Below are 21,220 nucleotides of genomic sequence, written 5' to 3'. Positions count from 1 at the left end.
GTTAGGAAGGAGTTTTTAAAGTGGAATTTAACCCCTCAGAACTCGGCGAAAAAGAAGTGTATAAATTATTGACCGGATCGGTTGTGCCAAGGCCCATTGCCTGGGTATCCACCGTATCGGAGGATGCCGAGCCGAATCTTGCGCCATTCAGTTTTTTTACCGTTGCTTCAAGAAACCCGCCCATGCTTTGCATATCCATTGGGCCAGGCGCAGGTGAACGGGAAGGAACCGAAAAAGATACATTAGTTAATATCCGTTCACAAAAAGAGTTTGTCATCAATGTAGTTCCGACGCCGCTTGGGAATCAAATGCAAAAAAGTGCTGAAAACCTCCCAAGTGATACGAACGAATTTGAAGCAGCAGGTCTTACACCTGCAGAAAGCCATTTGGTTTCGCCTAAAAGGGTAAAGGAAGCCCCGATTCATATGGAATGCAAGCTGGAACAAATTTTACAGCTGGGCAGTGACCATCTTATTATTGGCCGTATGGTCCATTATCACATTGAAGACGAATATTATCTTGGAAACTATAAAGTCAATCTGGAAAAGCTGCAGCCGCTGGGCAGATTGGCAGGCAACTACAGTGAAAGCAGGGAATTCTTCAAATTGCCAAGATAAGAAAAGGAAGTGCCGAACTCATGATGTTCGGCACTTTCTTCATTTTATGCTATCCTATTTACAAAGAAAGATTTAAAAGGTGATCATATGTCGGTGTAGTTGGTCCAGAGGAATACGTTGAAAGAATTCTGGACGTGGCCCGTGAGTTTGAAAAAGAGATGAAGTTGGCTGCATCCAGGGAACCTGGGTGTTTTTAATTGGAAGACATTTTCCACAGATGTGAACTTTGCGAATAAAATGAGTAAACTAACGAACAAAGTCAAAATTTAGCGAACAAACCATGCAAACCAGCGAACAAAATTAAAATTTAGCGAGCAAACTGTGTAAACTAGCGAATAAAAATGTTCAAAGCATAAAATCCCCTTTAAGGCTTAGTGACAGGGTAGCTGCTCTAGTCCGCAGGATTTTTTCCATTAAAAGTAAAATAGAGTTTAATATCGTGGTTTGTTAAATTGGTTTAAGTGACTTACTCTTTCTTTAGCTTGCGCTTTGCTCTTATAAGTGTACTTTTCGAAATACCAGTTCTTTCTTCCACTTCTTTATAAGAGTGATTTTTTAGAAGCGACAGAGCATGTTCGATTTGTTTCTTTTGGTATTTTTTAGGTCGCCCTTCCCTAAAATCTTCCCGTAATTTAGCTATCGCTTTGCCTTCTTGCGTTCTTTCCACGATCATATCACGTTCAAATTCCGCAAATGCACTCATAATGTTAAAAATAAGTCTTCCTGTTGCTGTATTCTCCACTAGACCCATGTTCAATATATGTACTTTTACTCCTCTTTCAAATAAGTCTTTAATTGTATGGATTCCATCTACTGTTGACCTTGCAAAACGGTCCAATTTTGTAACGACTAAAGTATCTCCTTTTTTTAATTGTGACAATAGCTTTTTAAATTCTGGCCTATCTGATTTTGTTCCAGTAAATTTTTCTGAATAAATAAAGTCACAATTTTCCTTTTTTAATGTTCTTATTTGATTTTCCAAATCCTGACTCAAAGTGGACACTCTTGCATAACCATATTTCACCAGTATCACCTCGTTTATACTATATTTAAGACCCTAAGTTATGACACCTGCTAATAACCTGATTTTACTGTATCTTAAATATAGAGTCAAAACTTAGAAGTTATGACTCTAACACTTTAAAATTTTTATAAGGCCTAGAACCAGCAACTGAACGATGAAATGTAGTTGAAGGAAAGAATGGAAAATAAAGTTGTATAGGCATCAATATTTATACAGGTTTTGTTAAACTTTCTTTCTGATCAATATGTCCATATTCTGGAAAAATGACATATTGTGAAATTGATATAGATTTGAAATAATTATTAAAAGTTATTCTGTTAAATGGGGATTACAATAACAAGAGTAGCGCTTTATATTACTACCACGAAAAAAACTTTATGTACAAATTAGGGGAGATTTCATAATCATCTTCTTATGATTAAAATCCAATGATTCGATTAAAGTTTTAATGGCTTTTACTTGGAGGTCTAAACCACCAAAAACTTTGTTTTCCCAATCGATATGTAATTCAAAGTAGAATAAAAGAAGGACCTGAAGGCCCTTCTTAGTTTACTTTAGATCTGTTACTAATTGGTTCAGCAAGACTTTATTGGGGTCTTGGCTGATCTCCCAAATCATGGCACCTGCTAATCCTTTTGATTTTATAAAGGCTGCTTTTTTACCAATTGATTCGGCATCGTCATAACTGATAAATGTGGATCCGTTCCATAAATAAGGAACTTGGGAATCGTCGTTCCAATAACGGATGAATCCATTTTTTCCAATCATGTTTTTTTCTATTGTACTATAATTAATTGATTTAACATTCGTATAAGATTGAGCCAATCCATTATTGGCATTATTAACTCCTTTATATTCATACCCATAAAACGGAACACCCATGACGAGTTTATTTGCTGGAACCCCTTTGTTTAAAAATAATTGCACAGCTTGTAAGACACTCGGTGAATTGGAAGGTTCCCCAGAGCTGGCATTTAGCGGGGAGTTAAAGCCTGTAAGGCTATCCCATGGACCATGGAAATCATAGGTCATAAGTTGAACATAATCTACAATTTTACTAATTTTATCTAATTCGGTGTTTTCAGCAAAAGAAGATGAAGCACCGGCAGCAATCGAGATAGTATATTTCTTCCCATCTAAAGCTTGCTGTGCATCCAGTTTTTCACGCACTTTTTGCAAGAGAAGTGTATAATTCGTTTTATCGATTGGACGGTTAACATTCGTCTCCATTCCTCCTCCAACCGGATACTCCCAGTCAAAATCAACACCGTCAAAACCATACGTTACTAAGAACTTAACAACGCTATCCGCAAAGACAGTTCGGGAGGATTCTGTCAAAGCCGCATCGGAAAACTTACCGGACCAGCTCCATCCACCGACTGAGATGACCGTTTTTAGATGAGGGTATTTTTGCTTTAGTTTTTTAAGTTGATTAAAATTCCCTTTAAACGCATCCGTTGAAGAATCTCCTGGGAACGATTTTTCTATATCGGCATAGGGATCTCCTACCTGCATTCTAAGATCGTCCCCAATATTTGCAAAGGCATAGTTGATCTGCGTAAACTTAGTAGCGTCAATGTCCGATACGTCATATCCGCTATAGGTTGACCAGCCTGCATAGTAACCAGCAACCACATAACTTGGAGGCGTAAGCGACTGTGAATCAGTTGAAACCGTTAACTTTTGACTCGCTGGTGATTCTTGGCCATTTACATCCTTTGCCGTAACGTAAAAAGTGTATTGGGTAGACGGCGTTAGTCCACCAACAACAAAGTTAGTACTTGTCGTATCCATGATTTTTACGGTGTTTTGATAAATAGAGTAGCTTGTTACATCATAATTGTCGGATAATCCATCCCATTTCAATGAAATGGAATGATCGGTTTTCCCTATCAGACGGAAATTCTTTGGTGCAGGAGGTCCAATTTTATTATGAACGTTTACCTTTTTGGATGTTTCTGTTTTTTGACCCGATTGATCATACGCAATCGCCTTTACGACCTGTTCCCCATCAGGAACCCATGGGTCGGTTGCCCAAATGATGGAATAGGGTTCAGACGTCCTTGCTCCAATCAGATACTGTCCATTTGCACTGTAGAATTCGACCTTTGAAATACCCGTATCATCTTTCGCTGTGATCGATAATTTGACGTTTCCTGATACCGTTTCTCCATCACTTTCTACTGGAGATACCTCTAGGGGACTCACTGTAGGTGGAAGGTCCTTAGTAGCCTCATTAATTGTATTGCTTGCCTCCGAAACATTCCCTGCCCGATCTTTTGCTTTTGCAGACAAATGGTACATTGTCCCTGGAGTTAGGTCGTTCAGTGTAATACTCGTACTCGTTGAAGTCCCGATTAGAGATTGACCATTGTAAATGTCATAGGACACCACGCCAACATTATCAGTAGATGCACTCCATGCTAACGACAGGCTTGTATTGTTTTTTTCTGTGGTATGCAAATTCGTTGGTGTGGAAGGTGCACTTTTATCATTCTGAACGTAAATATTTTGAGTGGCCTCCGCTTTTTGACCCGATAGATCATAAGCAACTGCTTTTACAACCTGTCCCCCATCAGGAACCCACGGATCGGTTGCCCAAGTAATGGAATAGGGTTCTGACGTTTTGGTTCCGATCAAATACCCACCATTTTTACTATAGAATTCAACCTTTGATATACCACTATCGTCATTTGCCGTGACGGAAAGTTTCACATTACCTGATACGGTTTCTCCATCCATATCTAAAGGTGATATCGCAATGGAACTCACAGTAGGAGGTAGGTCGTTTGTCGTCACATTAATTGTATTGCTTGCCGCAGAGATATTCCCTGCACGGTCCCTTGCTTTTACTAACAAATGATACGTTGTACCTGGCTTTAACTCGTTCAAGGTAACACTCGTGCTAGTAGAGGTTCCAATACGAGCTTGACCATTGTAGATGTCGTATCCCGCCACACCTACATTATCGGTAGCCGCACTCCATGCTAGAGAGATGCTGTTATTAGTTTTGGCAGTGGTGCGTAAATTAGTTGGTGTAGATGGTACAACTTTATCATTCTGAATGTAAACCTTTCGGGTTGTGCCAGCTTTGTGCCCTGTCTTGTCGTAGGCAATCACTTTTATGATTTGTTCTCCATCAGGAACCCATGGGTCAGTCGCCCATTTTACATTATAAGGTGGAGAAGTCTTCGTCCCAATTAGATACTGCCCATCGGCACTGTAAAATTCTACTTTGGATACCCCCAGGTCATCTCCTGCCGTAACAGAAATTTGTACATCTCCCGATATAGTTTTTCCATCATTAGCTAAGGAAGATACCTGTATGGGACTTACCCAAGGAGGATTGTCTGCTGCTTGAGCAACTGGTATAAGCATAGTAGACAATAAGCCTACACATAAAAATCCAATCAAAAACGGGTAAACCTTTTTCGATAATTTCTTGACCATTCCCTTGACCCCTATCAATCGTTTCACATCTCCTTTTAAACTTGATCAAGATGATTCACCTAGCAATTGAATCACCTAGCAATTGAATCACCAAGAAATAGTATACTATGTTGATATAATAAGAGATAGAAGGTAGATTTTGGATTTTCATGACTGATGAATGCTATATTTGCTATTTCTCTATCATTTGTAATAAATGGCAGGTAATCATTTTATTTTCCAAATTTTGAACTATATTCAATATTAAATAATCTAGGTATAATCATCTAGACTATCCGGACTAGTACATAAATTGAGAGAGGAAGAAACATATTACATGTCGCCAGCATTTCGATCATTCTATCGCTATTTTGCTTTTATTATCTCATTTTGCCTGATTTTTAGTTTAATAGCTCCTTACTTTGCAGAAGCAGCGCCAGGTGAAGCCAAAAGGTCTTCTAAAAAGGAAAACTTAACGGCAGATATTGGAGAACTGCCAAATAAGCTTCCAAAAGAAAAACTAGAGTTAACAAGTAAACGTTCTCCATATTCAACAAGATATTTAAACCCAGATGGAAGTTTTACCGAAGAGATCTTTATGGAACAACAGTTTTATCAAGATCCTTCAGATAAAAAATGGAAAAAGATCGATAATAAACTCAAAAAAAGCACAAAAAAAGCGGGGAAATTTGAAAATACCGCAAATAATCAAAAGGTGTGGTTTACGCAAGAAACTGGAAATGGAGATCTTGTTACAGTTGAAAAGAGTGAAAAGAACATTAGCCTCGTTCCAGTGAAAGCAAAAAAAGTACAGGGTACTTTAAAAAATAATGATGTGACCTATAAAGGTATTTTCGATAACGTCGATGTTCATTACCGTGTACAGGGTAGTGCTGTAAAAGAAGATATTATATTAAATCAATATCAAAACGAAAATACATTCAGTTTTGAGCTGAAGATGAAGGGGGTAACACCTCATAAAGAGAAAAACGGGATTATTGTTTTCAAAGATTCCAAGGAAAATCCAGTCTGGTTTTTCGAAAACCCTTTCATGACTGATGCCGAAGGTAAGTATTCTGAAAAGGTTACCCTTGAGTTACGTAAAGAAAATGGAAAAACATTTGTTGATGTCATCGCCGATCAAGAATTCTTACAAGATCCAAAGACACAATATCCAGTAACGATTGATCCAACCATTAACGATTGGAATGTTATTCGAGATTCGTTTATAGGAAGCAGTTATCCAAGTTCAGCTTTTTCAAGCGAATCTTTTATGAATACCGGATATCATGGGTATTTTGGTTCAACTCGTGCATTAATTCAATTTGTTCTACCTAGCCTTCCTAGCGATAGTGTCATTTCAAATGCTACTTTCAATGCCTATCAAGCAAAAAGTGATACTTCAACGGCATCTGTTGATTTATTCCGCATTACTAGTAACTGGTCAGAATCTAATGCAACATGGAGTGCACAGCCTTCTATTGCTGGATCACCAGAATCTAGTACGACAGATAATAAAGTTAATGCATATTGGCAATGGGATATTACAAAATTGGCTAAAGACTGGTATAACGGTGTCCAAGCCAACTATGGAATGATGTTAAAACAGCAAAATGAAACATCTTCCCCCTATCGTTCTTTCAATTCAGTCAATAGTGGAAATAATACACCGCGAATTACCATTAACTATACGGTTGAAGCTATTGGTATGGAATCATTTTGGTCAACTACGGATGACGGAGTAAACCCGGCAAACGGGAACCTTGTATTACAAAAGACAGATGTGGTAATTCCGGGACGTGGTCCAGAAGTAAGCTTAAATCGAACATACAATAGCCGAAAATCTTCTTTTAAAGGTTTATTCGGGTATGGATGGATTACGAATCTAGAACCGTTAATTGTTGATTCAGGGAATGGACCGATCACTTTAATTGATGAAGATAACACGCGGCATATTTTTGGAGAAAAAATCGGAGGCGGATATGAAGCTGCCGGTGGTATTTACCTTGATTTAGTTAAAAATGGGGACGGAACGTATACGATCACTGAAACCGACGGCACAAAAACGAACTTTAACAAGGATGGAAAAATCAGCTCGATTGTTGATACAAATGATAATACAACCACTTTCGTGTATGACGCTTCTGGAAAATTAACAAAAGTTCGAGATGCTTCCGGACGGGAAACGACTATTGGATATGGCACAAACGGATATGTTTCAAATGTAACAGATCCTGCAGGCCGAGCAACAAAATATGAATACGATACTTCTGGAAACCTCACAAAAGTAACGGATCCAGAAGGAAAGGCGACAACTTTTTCGTATGATACGGATCATAATATTACAGGAATCACGGATGCCCGCAGCATTAAAACAACCGTTGAATATGATACGACAGATCGTGTTAAAAGCATTAGCCGTCCGATAACGATCAATGATGCAGTGGAAACCAGTAAAACAACATATTCTTATGACACGACTAATCTTGTCACTTCGGTGACAGATGGTGAAGGCAAGCGGGTAGACTACACCACAAATGCAAATGGAAATGTTGTACAAATTACTGAAAATCCGTTAGATTCAGCCAATAAGGCAGTTACAACCTATATTTATGACAATAAAAATAATCTAACAAAAGTCGTAGATCCGAATACAAATAAAGCAGGTGGAACTGCAGCCTATGTATACACCTATGATGCAAAAGGGAATATTACAGGGGTACAGCTGCCAGAAAATCAAAATTCGACTTTTGAATATGATAGTCAAAACAACTTAGTAAAAGAAGAAGATTTCAATCAAAACGTAAGTACAAATGATTACGATGGTAATAGCAATCAAACCGAATCGACAGATCCAAACGTACAGACATCGGTGAGTCGATATGATTCCAAGGGAAATCTCCTTTACGATACTCATCCAATGTCTGCGGCAGACAATTTATTGGCGAATCCAAGCTTTGAATGGGATAAGAATAGTGATAACTGGGCTGATAATTGGGATCAGTTAAAAGGTGCAGGCAGCACAGCAACGTTTGCATGGACAGGCAGTGGCAAATTTGGAGGGAAAGCAGTTAGTATTTCCAATCCAACTAGTTGGGCTATTATCCGTTCAGAAAAATTTGAGTATACAGCTGGAGAAAAATATATCGCAAGTGCCTATGTCAAAACAAGCAACACGACAGGTACGGCTCTATTAAAATTTGAATTTTTCGATGATCAAAATAATCCTATGGGAGAAGTACAATATTCGTCTGAACTAAAAGGGACTCATGATTGGACGAGGCTACAAGCTGTTATCGATACTGTACCAGCTGGTACAACAAAAATTTCAGTAGCAGTCGGACTAAATGCAGGAACTGGAACTGCATATTTCGATGGTATTCAAGTGGAAAAAGGTTCAACCCTTGCTGCTTATAACCTTGTTGAAAATTCAAGCTTTGAAAGAGTTCAAGCTGGAAAACCTGCTTTCTGGGAAACTAGTAGTAATCTATCGGTAAATGATAAAGTCGTTCAAAATGTGAATCCTGAAGATGACAATGTCTATATCGGCCAATCATCCTTCCAGATGACGGGAGAAGCCGGGAAGAATAAATCGCTCAAACAGCACCTCAATATATCTGGAGATCAAAATACAAAATTAACCCTTTCCGGTTGGTCGAAACAGGTCGGAGCAAACCCGAACGGCGGGTACTACAATTTACAAGTAGCGATTAACTATACCGATGGGACCGTTGATTGGGATTATGCTAATGATTTCAGTAAGACAGAATCCGATTGGCAGCATGTCGCAGCAGAAGTGAAACCGAAAAAAGCCTTTAACTCTATAGACGTACATTACTATTATTGGAATCAAACAGGCACTACTTGGTTTGATTCGATGCGTCTTGAACTTGGGTCATCCATTACCTCTCATTCATACGATGCAGGAAGTAACTATGAAACCAGTGTCAAGGATCCACTTGGAAAGACTGTTACCTACGGTTATGATGCTGTTGGTAATCAAACTAGCATAAAAGATGGTAAAAACCAAACGACTTCTTTTGCTTACGACAAACGTAATTTGTTAACAAAAGTGACCGATGCTAAGCTTGGGGAAACGTCTTATGGTTACGATGGAAACGGAAACCGAACAACGGTGACGGATGCCAAAAATAACCTAACGAAGTATGATTATAACGAGTTAAACCTCGTGTCCAAGATTACCAATCCATTAAATCAAGTGATTCAATTGGATTATGACAAAAATGGGAATACAAAAAAACGGATTTACCCGAAAGGTGACACCGTATCCTATACCTATAATGCATTGAATCGGATGGACGGTATCTACCATAATGGTATTAAAAAGTGGGGATTGAGCTACGATGCAAATGGAAATATCGCTTGGTATGCAGATAATACGGGTAAAACCACTAATTTCACGTATGATAAAAATAATCGTTTAACTCAAGAATCCAAAGGATCGATTAAAACCGAATATAATTACGATCCAAACGATAACCTAACATCTATCAAGTTCACGGCTGGATCGACAAACGTATCAACGGAATTTGCTTATAACAAGCTGAATCAGCTTGTTGTTCTATCACGAAATAATCAAAACATGGCAAAGTACGTCTACGATGAGCGTGGAAACGTGACATCTGTTAGACGGGCGAATAACGCCTATACTGCTTTTCAGTATAATGAAAGTAACCTACTAAGCGAAGTAAAAAACTACAAGAAGGACGGAACTGTATTAGATTCGTATAAATACAATTACGATCCCAACAACAATCATACCAGTGTTGTTACAAACAAAGGGACAGTATCGTATGAGTATGACGCTCTCGACCAGTTAACCAAAGAAACGTTAATAGATGGGACTGTGGTATCCTATGAATACGATAAGGTAGGTAACCGCACCAAAAAAATCGAAGCAAAAGGAACAACAACCACGACGACCTATACGTATAATGCTGGTAACGAATTGACAAGCGTCAATGAAGAGGCATATTCGTATGATCCGAACGGTAACCTGACAAATGACGGTGAAAAAACGTATATTTACGATGTGGAAAACCAACTGATCGAAGTAAAAGACAAGACTGGTAATTCCCTTGCGAAGTTTACATATGATCATGATGGTAAACGTACGAGCATGACAACACCAGCTGGAACAACATATTTCCAGTACAATGGTGATAAAGTTATCGCGGAGACGGATGCTAACAATAGTATTACTGCTGAATATACATGGGATGCTATTGGTAACCCAGTAACCATGACAAAAGGCGGAAAAACTTATTATTATCATGTAAATGGGCATGGAGATGTCACTGCACTAACAGATTCTAACGGATCTATTGTTGCCGAATATCACTATGACGCATGGGGGAACGTCATTTCTCATACTGGTACAATGGCATCAGCTAACCCATATCGTTATGCGGGTTACCGATACGATGAGTCAACAAATTTGTATTATTTGATGGCTCGCTACTATGATGCAGAAGTAGGTCGTTTTATTACAAGAGATTCCTTCCATGGATTTGCAAATGATCCACAATCTTTAAATTTATATGCCTACACGAAGAATAATCCAGTAATATACGTAGATCCAGATGGAAATTATGCTGTTGCATTGTATTTTATACCTGGGATTGGTCAAATAGCATTACTCTCAACAGGTGCTCTTGTAATAGGTGGATTAGCAATTAAGGGAGGTACTTGGCTTTATAAAAAGGTAAAACCGTTATTTAGTACAGGCCAATCAATTCCAAAATCATTAAAAAGGTCAGATGGAAGTATTGATATTGGAAAGTTTAAAAATAAAGTAAAAGGAAAAACAGCATATAAAGATCCTAAGACAGGCTGGACAATTGAAAAAGATACCGCTGGTCATGGAGGAAGAAAATGGAAGTTGAAAGATAAAAATGGAAAGAGAAAAGCATCACTTGATGGAAAGGGAAGAATACTGTCAAAATAAGCTCAATATAAATAAGTCCATACGAACTCTTCTGATAATTGTTTTATGTTAATTTTTAAATATTTAAATAAAGGATGATAATAAAATTCGTTATGAGAATAGATATATTCGAACTTAAATTTAAAGAAAAATTTAAGGATGTTCCATTAGACAATCAACTTTTTTATAATGTTAACTTCGGTATTCGGTATGAATTAGGTAATCCTTACGAAGTCGATGAAAATAAATATATGAAACAAGTATATTTTCGCTCTATTACTTTGTTCGAGGAAATATTCTGTGATACAGATATTTTTCATTTAATAGTTGATAAAAGGGGAAATAAAAACTCAACAAAATTTTTACAAAAGTATCTTAATAACAAAGAATTAAGATACAAACTAAAATATAAAAAAATTATTAATTGTGATTTAAACTTTCCAGAAAATGAAACTAATCGTTTTTATTTGGAATGTAATAAAAAAGACATTTACTATAAAAAACTTCTAATGTCTATCGGAAATAAGGATTTTAACATCCAACCTAAAATAAAATCTGATGAAGAATGTTATTTTGTGAACCTTCAAAAAGGAATAATTTTTAATCAATATGATGATTGTGGAGTAGATATTGTTGCAAGTTCTAAAGAATTAATTCACCCTTTATACCAAAAATACAACAGCTGGATCTTACAATATGATAAAGAAAGAATAGATTCAATGTTTATTTAAATTAAAGGACCCACCACTTAAGAAGAGTCATGAAGAGAGGATAGATTGTCCAATATGAGGGCAATTGTCCTCTCATTTTCTATGTAGTAGAAATACAAACAAGCCCTTTAGCAGAAGCTGTCCGATAAGCCCCTATAAAAAAAGCAAGTGGAGAATTGCGACTCGGTTTTTCCACTTGTTTAATTTTTTTTGACTTTTCTCTCAAAGTAGACGCGAATTCTTATCATTAAGCCACTTCAATTAATTAAGAAAGGACTTTTACTATTAGGGGTACAGCCAACATTTCGGAAATTTTGTACGCTAAGCAAATTCAGGATAAAAAAAGTGATTTTTTCTCTTAAATGATCAATTTTCCTATTCTTACTCAACAAAGGTCCATGTTATGTAAACACCTCAAACAGTATTTATTATGGGTTGAACGGTATTGATGTCCCAGAACATTTCCTAGTTCTGTTTGATAATACGTAAATAGTATATGTTTAAGAAATACTGGAAAGTGAAAACCCTGATTTCTCTACGGTAAGCAGAATAATCAGGGCTTTTTTGGATTATGCCTTTTCTTCAATGTCTTTTTCATTATATTGTCTAGTGTTTAACCAAGGATCAATTAATGATATTAACTCTGCTGGTAACACTTTAGAATCCGCACTAATCTTGTCAATCTGACTATTAGAAGACAGAGTCAGTATGTTCATTTCCCATTCATTAGGAGAAGGAATTAAGATACTGTGTTTAAAAACAACTTCCATTTTATCAAACGAGTTTCTAAAACCTATAGAATGTTCCCCTGTTAAGCGTCCATGCAAGTTCGTAATTAGAATTCCGTCCGCCATTAAGATACGACTAAGTTCTTCGTAGAATTCGATTGTATCAAGATGCGATGGTATTTCATTTCCGTCATAAGCATCTAACGCTATTAAATCATAGTCTGAACTATTCGCATTTTCAACAAAGTTAAAAGCATCCACAATATGTACCTCTGTCTTACCATCTTGGCTAAAATTGAAATAATTTTTAGCTACATTGTAGACCTCTTCGTCTATTTCAACTACGTCAATCTCAATTTCAGGGAAAATTCTTCTTAGCGTTTTAACCAGGTACCCTGTACCTAACCCTATACATAGAATTTTTTTAATCTCTCTATTTAAAAAAATAGGTCCAAGTAAAAAACTGTTTAAATAAGGTGTAGAAGTTCCTTCTTCATTTTTTAGTATTCCAGATTGAAAGGAAGTAAGAAACCTTAGATTTCTTTGCTCATCGCTTTCAGATACATAAATTGTTGAATATGCGGATTTCTTTTTAAAAAGTATTTCTTCTCCAAAGAAATCCATAGTCCATTTCATTATCAAGTTTTCAAATTCATCCTCTATTGACTCTTTACATGAAGAACAGATACTCTCTTTTATTTCCCTATTTCCTATACTGACTGTGAAGGTTTGATCCGCGTAACAATAGCATTTTATGCATGGTAATAGCATGTAATCAACTCCATTAAAGATTCATCATCGGGAAAGGCTCTAGTAGTATAACAGGTCCTTCTTCTAAAAATTTATTAGCATTATTAAACAAGCTCTTTGAGTTTTCATAAAAATCAACAAATTCTTGACTGATAAACCCTTTAAGTTCTTCAACTTTTTTGTTAGCTGATGTAATATCTCCAGATAACAAAAGACATAGTACAAGAGATTGATAATCTTTATTCGTAATTGCTTTACCTGACAGTTCCTTTAGTTGAAATGAATTTTTGTAATAAGTCATGGATACCTCATATTTTCCCATTAAAAAGTGAGTATATCCTAGTTTACGAGATACTATCTCCTGATGGAAAATATCATTATACTTTTCGCAAATAATATATGATTTCTTTAGAGATTCTTCTGCTTGACTAAACATTCCTAAATGCAAAAACAAATTGCCTTCAAAGTAAAAATACTCTTTCTTGAATACTTCAGGGGCATCTACAATATCTTTTTCAAGGGATTTCCATGCTTCTAGTGCTTGCTGATAGTCTCCTTTATAAAAATAAAGGTAAGAAATATTTGCTGTTAGGTTACCTAGTAAGCGTTCGGCAGATATTGGATTCCCGATTTCGTCCATAATTTTACTATCCGGAGTGTAATTCTTAAACGGTTTAAGAAATTCTACTGCCTGATTAACATAGTTCAAAGCTTTATCGAAGTCTTTTTCTAAAGAATATGAAACGTATGCAACATAGTTATAGAGCCAGCCTTTTTCGTATAAGGTACGAAAATCATCGCTATTTTGGGCTATATTCATTCCTTTTTGTATATATTCCTTGGCCCCATCAATGTTGTTAAGTCTCTTTCCATATATCGTAGCAATTAAGTGACAAGCTTTAACTTTCTCACCAACTGATTCTGTGTACTCTTTCATTTTTATGAAAGATTGTATCGCATTATTGTAGTCATCCATAAATACCTGAGCGATTCCGATATGTCTCCATACCTCATAACTAAGTCTTTTTTGTTGCTCTAAAGTAAACCTGTTTAGGTTATTCAGAATTATATCTCCTAAAAGCAATACGTTTTCAAGATTAAATAAATGTAGTGAGCTGTGAAGCTTTTCCAATACCTCATTATATTCAACCTCACTTGACTTTAATGTGTGTATAAATGTGTTAACATTATCTTCTAAACTATCATCTGAAGCACAATAAGTTTTAGTTTCTTGTATAACCAAGTCACTTCCGTTAATAATTACTGGGTCAATCTTTGCCTTTAAATTGTTTAGTAGCTTAGTAAATCCTTTTCCATTATCCAGTTTATAGTTCAGTGAGTAATAACCCTTTACGTTTAGGATAAACGTTAAATTTTGAACTTTTAAGTTATAAGCTAGATGATGAATACAATATATAGAAATGCGGTCTGAATTTTGCAAGTCCTCTATTAATATAGAAACAGGCTGGATTTCTGCTAGCTTACTAATAATCCTTGAGACAAAATGAACCAAACGAAATCCCCAATGGATTTCTCTATTGAGTCTTACTTCAGACCAGCCCCAAGAAACGCTAAAAATATCAGGGCGATCTTCATCATTACTACTGGGAAATAAGGTTTGAAGTTCATATTTATATTCCTTTACCCAATCCCAATCCATCCATGACGATTTGTGTTCCAAAAGGAAATCCCTGAAGGGTTTTAATAGAGAGCGTTCCATTCGGTTTAATTTTGTGTAAAAAATAATCTTTTTCTCAGGAAAAGAACGAATTATATCCGATTTCAACTCTTCTATGCTTACATTTCCCTCAATCCAATAAGATATATGCCTAGGAGAGTCCTGAGAGATAGGTTGATAACTATTTAAAATAAATTTACTATTGCCGTTCGTATATAGGTCTTGAATCATAATTTAATCTCCTTCTATATCTTGCGTAACGGCGAAAAGAAAGATAAAACGCCTGCAAGAATAACTGAACAACCAGCGATTAGATAAGTAAACACGCTTCCCACACCTTGAATTGCAAGTCCTCCTATTAAACCTGCAAGTGGTATAGATAAATATGAAATGGATGTAAGTGAACCTTCAACTCTGCCATAAAGGTCATTTTCTATACTTTCCTGTTTGTAAGTATTTAGCAGTATGCTCAAAGTGGTAATGCATCCTCCCCAAAGCCCAAAACCGATAGCTGTAGTTATCCAATTAGGGAATAATGCCACAATAAAGGCCCCGATGCCACCGCCTAATATAGGCAGAAAACTTATTACATATCCTCTTTTGAACTTTTTGACCAAAGGTTCTACCACTAAGCTACCAAGCATACCAAAAATTCCTATAGCAGCAAAGACTATACCTGAGTAAGTTGCACTTACTTTAAGAATATCTCTTAGGTAATAAACTAGAGTCGACATCACTAGTGCTATTCCAAAGTTAGATAAAACACTAATGCATGCAATAACACGTAGATCCCAGCGTTTCCATAAATACAAAAACCCTTTTTTAATGTCATCCCAAATTTTCCCTACATCTTCGTTTTCTTTAATACGGGGAATTTGACCTATCATGAAGATACATAGGGCCATCACAAGGTAAAAAAAGCTATTAATTAGTAAAGAATTATACACTCCCAACAAGCCTATCAAGGCTCCACCAAGAAGTGGTCCGGCAGTTCTGGAAAGATTCTCTATAAATTGAATCCGAGCATTTGCTTTTGTTAAATTCTCCTTTAAAACTATCTGAGGGATAATAGCTTGTAAAGGAACGTCTACAAAAAAAGACAATGTAGAAACAAGGAAAGCAATAATGAAAACTGAAGGAATGAGTAAAGCGTCCATCCAAAACATAATCGGAATGCTTAACACCAATATGGTCCTTGTAATGTCGGCAAAAATCATCAGTTTTCTTCTATCAAATCGGTCTATAAGTACACCACCAAAAGGAAGCAAGAGGACAAAAGGAAGCATTTCGACTGCAAATGCTGTTCCCATGATAACGGCTGATCCTGTCAAATTGTAAGCAACCCATGGTAATGCCAAAATATAGATATTTGTCCCAATACGAGAAAATAGAATACCCACTAAAATTAGATTGAATCTCGTATCAAGTTGAACATTTACATTTTTTTTGACAACAGCTTCAGGCATGCAAAATCATCCCTTCTAATTGTGATACAAACTCTTTAGGTGAAGGCATAGCCCCTTTGATTTTCTTTTTTGTTGATAATTGCACTCCCTCGCCTTCTGGCTCTATAAATATATACCCATCTTCCTTTAATTCCTGAATATTTCTCTGCACTGCACGACGGTTGTACATATGTTCATTTGTATTAGGAACTATAATAACCGGACAAGTAGCAGCCATTGCCGTAGTTGCTAATAAATCATCTGCTATCCCATTAGCAATTTTTCCGATAATATTTGCTGTAGCAGGAAGAATAATTAAGACATCAGCCCAATTTGGTAAGTGGACATGAGGAATCTTAAATTCAGAATATGAATCAAACATATTATCAAATACATATCCATCTACAAAGTACTTTAGAGAATCAGGATTAACAATTTTTTTAGCACTTTCTGTCATAATTATATTCATAGAACAATTAAATCTTTGATGAATCTCAGTTAAGTAACTATGTATTTCTACAGCTCCGATTGAACCTGATATTCCAATTAATATTTTCTTGTATTCCATACTAAACCCTCCGTAATTGAATAAAAGGCCTGGAATCTCTTCCAAACCTTTTATCTAAATCTAATTATTTACGTTTCGTACCAGGTGCACAAACATAAACATTTCGCTTTGTACCAGGGGCACAAACGTATACATTACGCTCTTCGAATCTCATTATGTATTCACCTCCCATAATAGGAAATACTTACAAACCAATATTATTATAATAATATTCTGAAATCAACAAATTTTAAGTAAAAATTTGTAAATAATCCAATTAGACTATAAAGATATAATACTAATGCATTATTACCTGAGTAGTATTTACCGGTTATGGTATCAAAAACGGACGTTTATGGAACTTTAGATTGAAGATATTAAATGAACCCTTTTTTTCTAGATTAGAGGTCCAAAACTCATTTCCAATATCAAAGTAACATTTTTTATTTTCAATACCGTTTTTGGTGCTAAAATAAGTTCATAACTAACTTTTGCAGGTGATGAATGATGATTTTCGGTTATGCGCGTGTGAGTACAGAAGAACAAAATTTGAATATGCAAATTGATTCACTAACACGGTTTGGAGTAGAAAAAATCTATAAAGAAAAATTATCTGGAACTAGAAAAGATAGAACTCAATTAGAAGAGCTTCTTAAAGTATTACGCAGTGGGGACAAAATTGTTGTATATAAACTTGATCGTATTTCGCGCTCTACAAAACATCTAATTGAGCTTAGTGAATTATTCAATGAATTAGAAGTAGATTTCATCTCAATTAACGACAATATTGATACTTCAACAGCAATGGGAAAGTTTTTCTTTCGTACTATGGCAAGCATTGCCGAATTAGAACGAGATATTATTAGCGAAAGAACAAAGTCCGGACTTCAAGCAGCAAGATCCAGAGGAAGAAAAGGTGGTAGACCTACAAAGAAAAAAGATAAAGTAGAAATGGCGATAAAAATGTATAAAAGTAAGGATTATACTATTAATCAAATTACAGAAGCAACGGGAATCAGTAAAACCTCACTGTATAGATACTTAGACAAAGTAAATTAGACTTATACCAAAATTATCTATAAGGAATGATCTAACTTGAGTGTAAAAGAACTGCTGACACCGGAACAAAGAAAGGAAATTTTAAACCTTAATAATTTATCAGAATTTGAGTTTACTTCTTATTACAGTCTATCGGATTATGATATTGATGTTATTAATCATCATAGAAGAGATCATAATCGATTGGGGTTCGCACTTCAATTATGCATTCTTAGAAACCCCGGTTGCACTTTAATTAATATTTTAGAGATACCCGATAACCTTATTAAATATATAGCAAATCAAATTAATGTAGATCCTGATGTTTACTCTTCATATGCTCAACGTGATACAACAAGGCGTGAGCATTTAGAAGAAATACGCCAATTATATGGATATAGAAACTTTAACAACAGTGATTATCGCACGGTTTCTAATGCTCTTTTAAAATCCGCATTAGAAAATGGAAATGCTATGTATCTTGTACGTACTGCAATAGATTTATTAAGAAAGGAAAAAGTAATCCTTCCTGCAATACCAACCATTGAGAGAATGGTCTGGTTGGCAAGAACACGTGCAGAGAAAAAAATATACTCCATACTAACAAGTAATCTATCTGAAAGACATAAGCATGAACTAGAAAAGTTGATTGATTTAACGGTAAACAATAATAAAACTCAATTAGCTTGGCTCCGGGAGATTCCCGGACAGTCTTCACCAGAATCTTTTTTAAAGGTCACAAAAAGATTAAAGTACATTAAAGAAATGAATATTACGGCCGATACGGCATTAATACATCCTAATAGACTTTTACAACTAGCACGAATTGGGGCAAGATATGAACCCCATTCTTTTAGAAGATTTAGAGAAGATAAAAGATATGCATTATTAGTGGCTCACTTAATCACTCTTTCCCAAGATTTAACTGACCATGCCATTGAAATTCATGATAGACAAATGATGGTGTTACAAGCAAAAGGCAGAAAAACTCAAGAAGAGATGCAAAAACAAAATGGAAAGTCAGTAAATGAAAAAGTTGTGCATTACGCAGATATAGGAGCGGCTTTAATTAAAGCCAAAGAGGAAGAAATTGATCCTTATGTGGCACTAGAGAAAGTAATGCCTTGGGAGAAAATTGTAGAATCAATTGAAGAAGCTAAATTATTATCAAGACCAATGGATTATGATTATCTCGATTTAATAAAAACTCGATATAACTATTTAAGGAAATATACTCCAATCCTGTTAGATTCTTTAGAGTTTAAATCTACTAAATCAGCAGAGTCTTTATTGAAGGCATTAGATACCATACGTGAGTTAAATGATTCTGGAAAAAGAAAACTTCCTGAAGGATCACCTTTGAGTTTTGTTCCTAAACGTTGGCAAAAACATGTTTTTGATGATGAGGGTAACATTAACCGTCAATATTACGAAATGGCTGCCTTAACAGAACTCAAAAACTATATCCGTTCTGGTGATGTTTGGGTTGAGGGTAGTCGATTACATAAGGATTTTGAAGAATATTTAGTGTCAAAGGATGATTGGGGAAAAGCAAAGAGTCAAGGGACTAATATAGCTGTTAATGTAAGTTTTGAACAGTATATACAGGAAAGATGTGAAACTTTAAATACGAAACTTCAATGGATTTCCAACAATATTGATAAAGTTGAAGGTATTAATATTGAGAAACAAAAGATACATGTTGAGAGACTACAAGCAGATACTCCTGAAGAAGCTAGAAATTTCAGTTTATCTCTTTATAATATGCTTCCAAGAGTTAAACTTACGGATTTATTAATGGAAGTTGCTGAATGGACTGGATTTGAAGAGTCATTTATTCACGCTTCTTCTAATCAGCCACCTAAAGGTGAGGAGAAATCTATTGTAATGGCTACCTTAATGGCGATGGGGACGAATATTGGATTAACTAAAATGGCAGAAGCAACTCCTGATATTTCATATCGCCAGATGGCCAATGTTATGCAATGGAGATTACATGAAGATGCTATGACTCGCGCTCAAGCCACACTGGTAAATTATCAGCACCGTCTATCTTTAGCTACATATTGGGGAGATGGGACAACATCTTCTTCAGATGGTATGCGTGTCCCTGTTGGAGTATCATCGTTACATGCAGATTCAAACCCGCACTATGGAACTGGGAAAGGTACAACCATTTATCGTTTTACAAGTGATCAGTTTTCATCTTTTTATGCAAAAGTTATCAATACGAATGCAAGAGATGCTGTACATGTGATAGATGGATTGTTACATCATGAATCTGACCTTTCAATTGAAGAGCATTACACTGATACGGCTGGTTACACGGATCAAGTTTTCGGATTAAGCTATTTGTTGGGGTTTCGTTTTGCACCAAGGCTAAGAGATATAAGTGATACAAAATTATATACCATTTCTTCTCCTAATGATTTTTCAAACATAAAAGGCATACTTCGGGGCAAGATTAACACAAACGTTATTAAAGAGAATTTTGATGATGTCTTAAGGCTGGCACATTCAATTCGAGAAGGAAGAGTTTCTGGGTCATTAATCATGGGGAAATTAGGTTCATATGCAAGACAAAATAAAATAGCCACAGCTCTTCGAGAGATTGGGAGAATTGAAAAAACAATCTTTATTCTTGACTATATTACGAATGAAACATTAAGAAGAAGGATACATCGTGGACTAAATAAAGGAGAAGCCATGAATGGATTGGCTAGAGCTTTATTTTTTGGTAAACGTGGTGAATTCAGAGAACGTGGGATACAAGATCAACTACAAAGAGCTAGTGCATTAAATATATTAATTAATGCAATAAGCGTATGGAATACTGTGTATTTAAGTGAAGTGACAAAGGAATTTAAGAAAAATAATGTCCTAAAAGAAGAATTAATTCCACACATTTCACCGTTAGGATGGGAACATATTAATTTTCTTGGAGAATATAAATTTGATTCAAATAGATTACCAGCTAATTCACTAAGACCCTTAAATAAAAACTAACCAATAGCGTAAGCCAAATTCCTTAACGTACAGGTATTTGGCTTTTTTTGTGTCGAATTTTGCTTAGCGTACAAAATTTCCGAAATGTTGGCGGGACCCCTATTAGTGTTAATGACGTTCTATATTGTCCAGAACTTGACGTCGCTAATTGTCCTAAAACTGACGGATTTCCTGTCCAAAAATGAAAGGGAAGCAGTCCACATGCTTCCCAAAACATTTACAAATCTACTGTAAGCGTCAAACTACGCCCACATGGTTTGTCGCTTTTTTATATGCGATAATCTCCTAGAGATCAAACATA

At 35.8% G+C, this 21,220-nt stretch carries 11 protein-coding genes; 5 read left to right on the top strand and 6 right to left on the bottom strand.

What is annotated here, in order from left to right; genetic code table 11:
- Window positions 1-20: 20 nt before the first annotated feature.
- Window positions 21-617 carry a flavin reductase family protein gene (locus NCCP133_RS11005; RefSeq protein ID WP_264805026.1) on the top strand — a complete coding sequence of 199 codons (597 nt, stop codon included), beginning with the start codon at window positions 21-23 and terminating at the stop codon, window positions 615-617.
- A gap of 466 nt (window positions 618-1,083) precedes the next feature.
- On the opposite strand, the gene NCCP133_RS11000 is transcribed toward NCCP133_RS11005, so the two are convergent.
- The gene (locus NCCP133_RS11000) at window positions 1,084-1,641 is read right to left on the bottom strand and encodes a recombinase family protein (protein WP_264805025.1); all 558 of its coding nucleotides are present in this window, start codon (window positions 1,639-1,641) and stop codon (window positions 1,084-1,086) included.
- Window positions 1,642-2,190: 549 nt separating this feature from the next.
- Window positions 2,191-5,019, bottom strand: a complete 2,829-nt coding sequence (locus NCCP133_RS10995) for a glycosyl hydrolase family 18 protein (RefSeq protein WP_264805180.1) — start codon at window positions 5,017-5,019, stop codon at window positions 2,191-2,193.
- Window positions 5,020-5,407: 388 nt separating this feature from the next.
- On the opposite strand from NCCP133_RS10995, the gene NCCP133_RS10990 reads away from it, so the two are divergent.
- Both NCCP133_RS10990 and NCCP133_RS10985 read left to right on the top strand, forming a co-directional pair.
- On the top strand, window positions 5,408-11,038 hold the full coding sequence (locus NCCP133_RS10990) for a DNRLRE domain-containing protein (RefSeq protein WP_264805024.1): 5,631 nt from the start codon (window positions 5,408-5,410) through the stop codon (window positions 11,036-11,038).
- A gap of 92 nt (window positions 11,039-11,130) precedes the next feature.
- Window positions 11,131-11,748 carry a DUF3885 domain-containing protein gene (locus tag NCCP133_RS10985; RefSeq protein ID WP_264805022.1) on the top strand — a complete coding sequence of 206 codons (618 nt, stop codon included), beginning with the start codon at window positions 11,131-11,133 and terminating at the stop codon, window positions 11,746-11,748.
- Window positions 11,749-12,296: 548 nt separating this feature from the next.
- On the opposite strand, the gene NCCP133_RS10980 is transcribed toward NCCP133_RS10985, so the two are convergent.
- The 4 genes from NCCP133_RS10980 to NCCP133_RS10965 form a co-directional block, all read right to left on the bottom strand.
- Window positions 12,297-13,091, bottom strand: a complete 795-nt coding sequence (locus NCCP133_RS10980; protein ID WP_264805179.1) for a spermidine synthase — start codon at window positions 13,089-13,091, stop codon at window positions 12,297-12,299.
- A gap of 148 nt (window positions 13,092-13,239) precedes the next feature.
- On the bottom strand, window positions 13,240-15,114 hold the full coding sequence (locus tag NCCP133_RS10975; protein WP_264805021.1) for a tetratricopeptide repeat protein: 1,875 nt from the start codon (window positions 15,112-15,114) through the stop codon (window positions 13,240-13,242).
- Between the two features lie 14 nt (window positions 15,115-15,128).
- Window positions 15,129-16,349, bottom strand: coding sequence for an MFS transporter (locus NCCP133_RS10970; RefSeq protein WP_264805019.1), 1,221 nt, complete (start codon window positions 16,347-16,349; stop codon window positions 15,129-15,131).
- Window positions 16,342-16,896 (bottom strand): flavoprotein, encoded by a 555-nt coding sequence (locus NCCP133_RS10965; RefSeq protein ID WP_264805018.1) that lies wholly within the window; start codon window positions 16,894-16,896, stop codon window positions 16,342-16,344. Before NCCP133_RS10965 ends, NCCP133_RS10970 begins: the two co-directional genes overlap by 8 nt.
- A 486-nt stretch (window positions 16,897-17,382) precedes the next feature.
- Here NCCP133_RS10965 and NCCP133_RS10960 point away from each other — a divergent pair, with 486 nt between their 5' ends.
- Entirely contained in the window at window positions 17,383-17,934 is a 552-nt protein-coding gene (locus NCCP133_RS10960; protein ID WP_124566041.1) for a recombinase family protein, read from the top strand.
- A gap of 36 nt (window positions 17,935-17,970) precedes the next feature.
- Window positions 17,971-20,919, top strand: coding sequence for a Tn3 family transposase (locus tag NCCP133_RS10955; RefSeq protein WP_264805017.1), 2,949 nt, complete (start codon window positions 17,971-17,973; stop codon window positions 20,917-20,919).
- Window positions 20,920-21,220: the final 301 nt, after the last annotated feature.

Source organism: Cytobacillus sp. NCCP-133 (assembly GCF_026011715.1).
GTDB lineage: Bacteria > Bacillota > Bacilli > Bacillales > Cytobacillaceae > Cytobacillus.
This window is presented reverse-complemented; position numbering and strand designations above follow the sequence as displayed.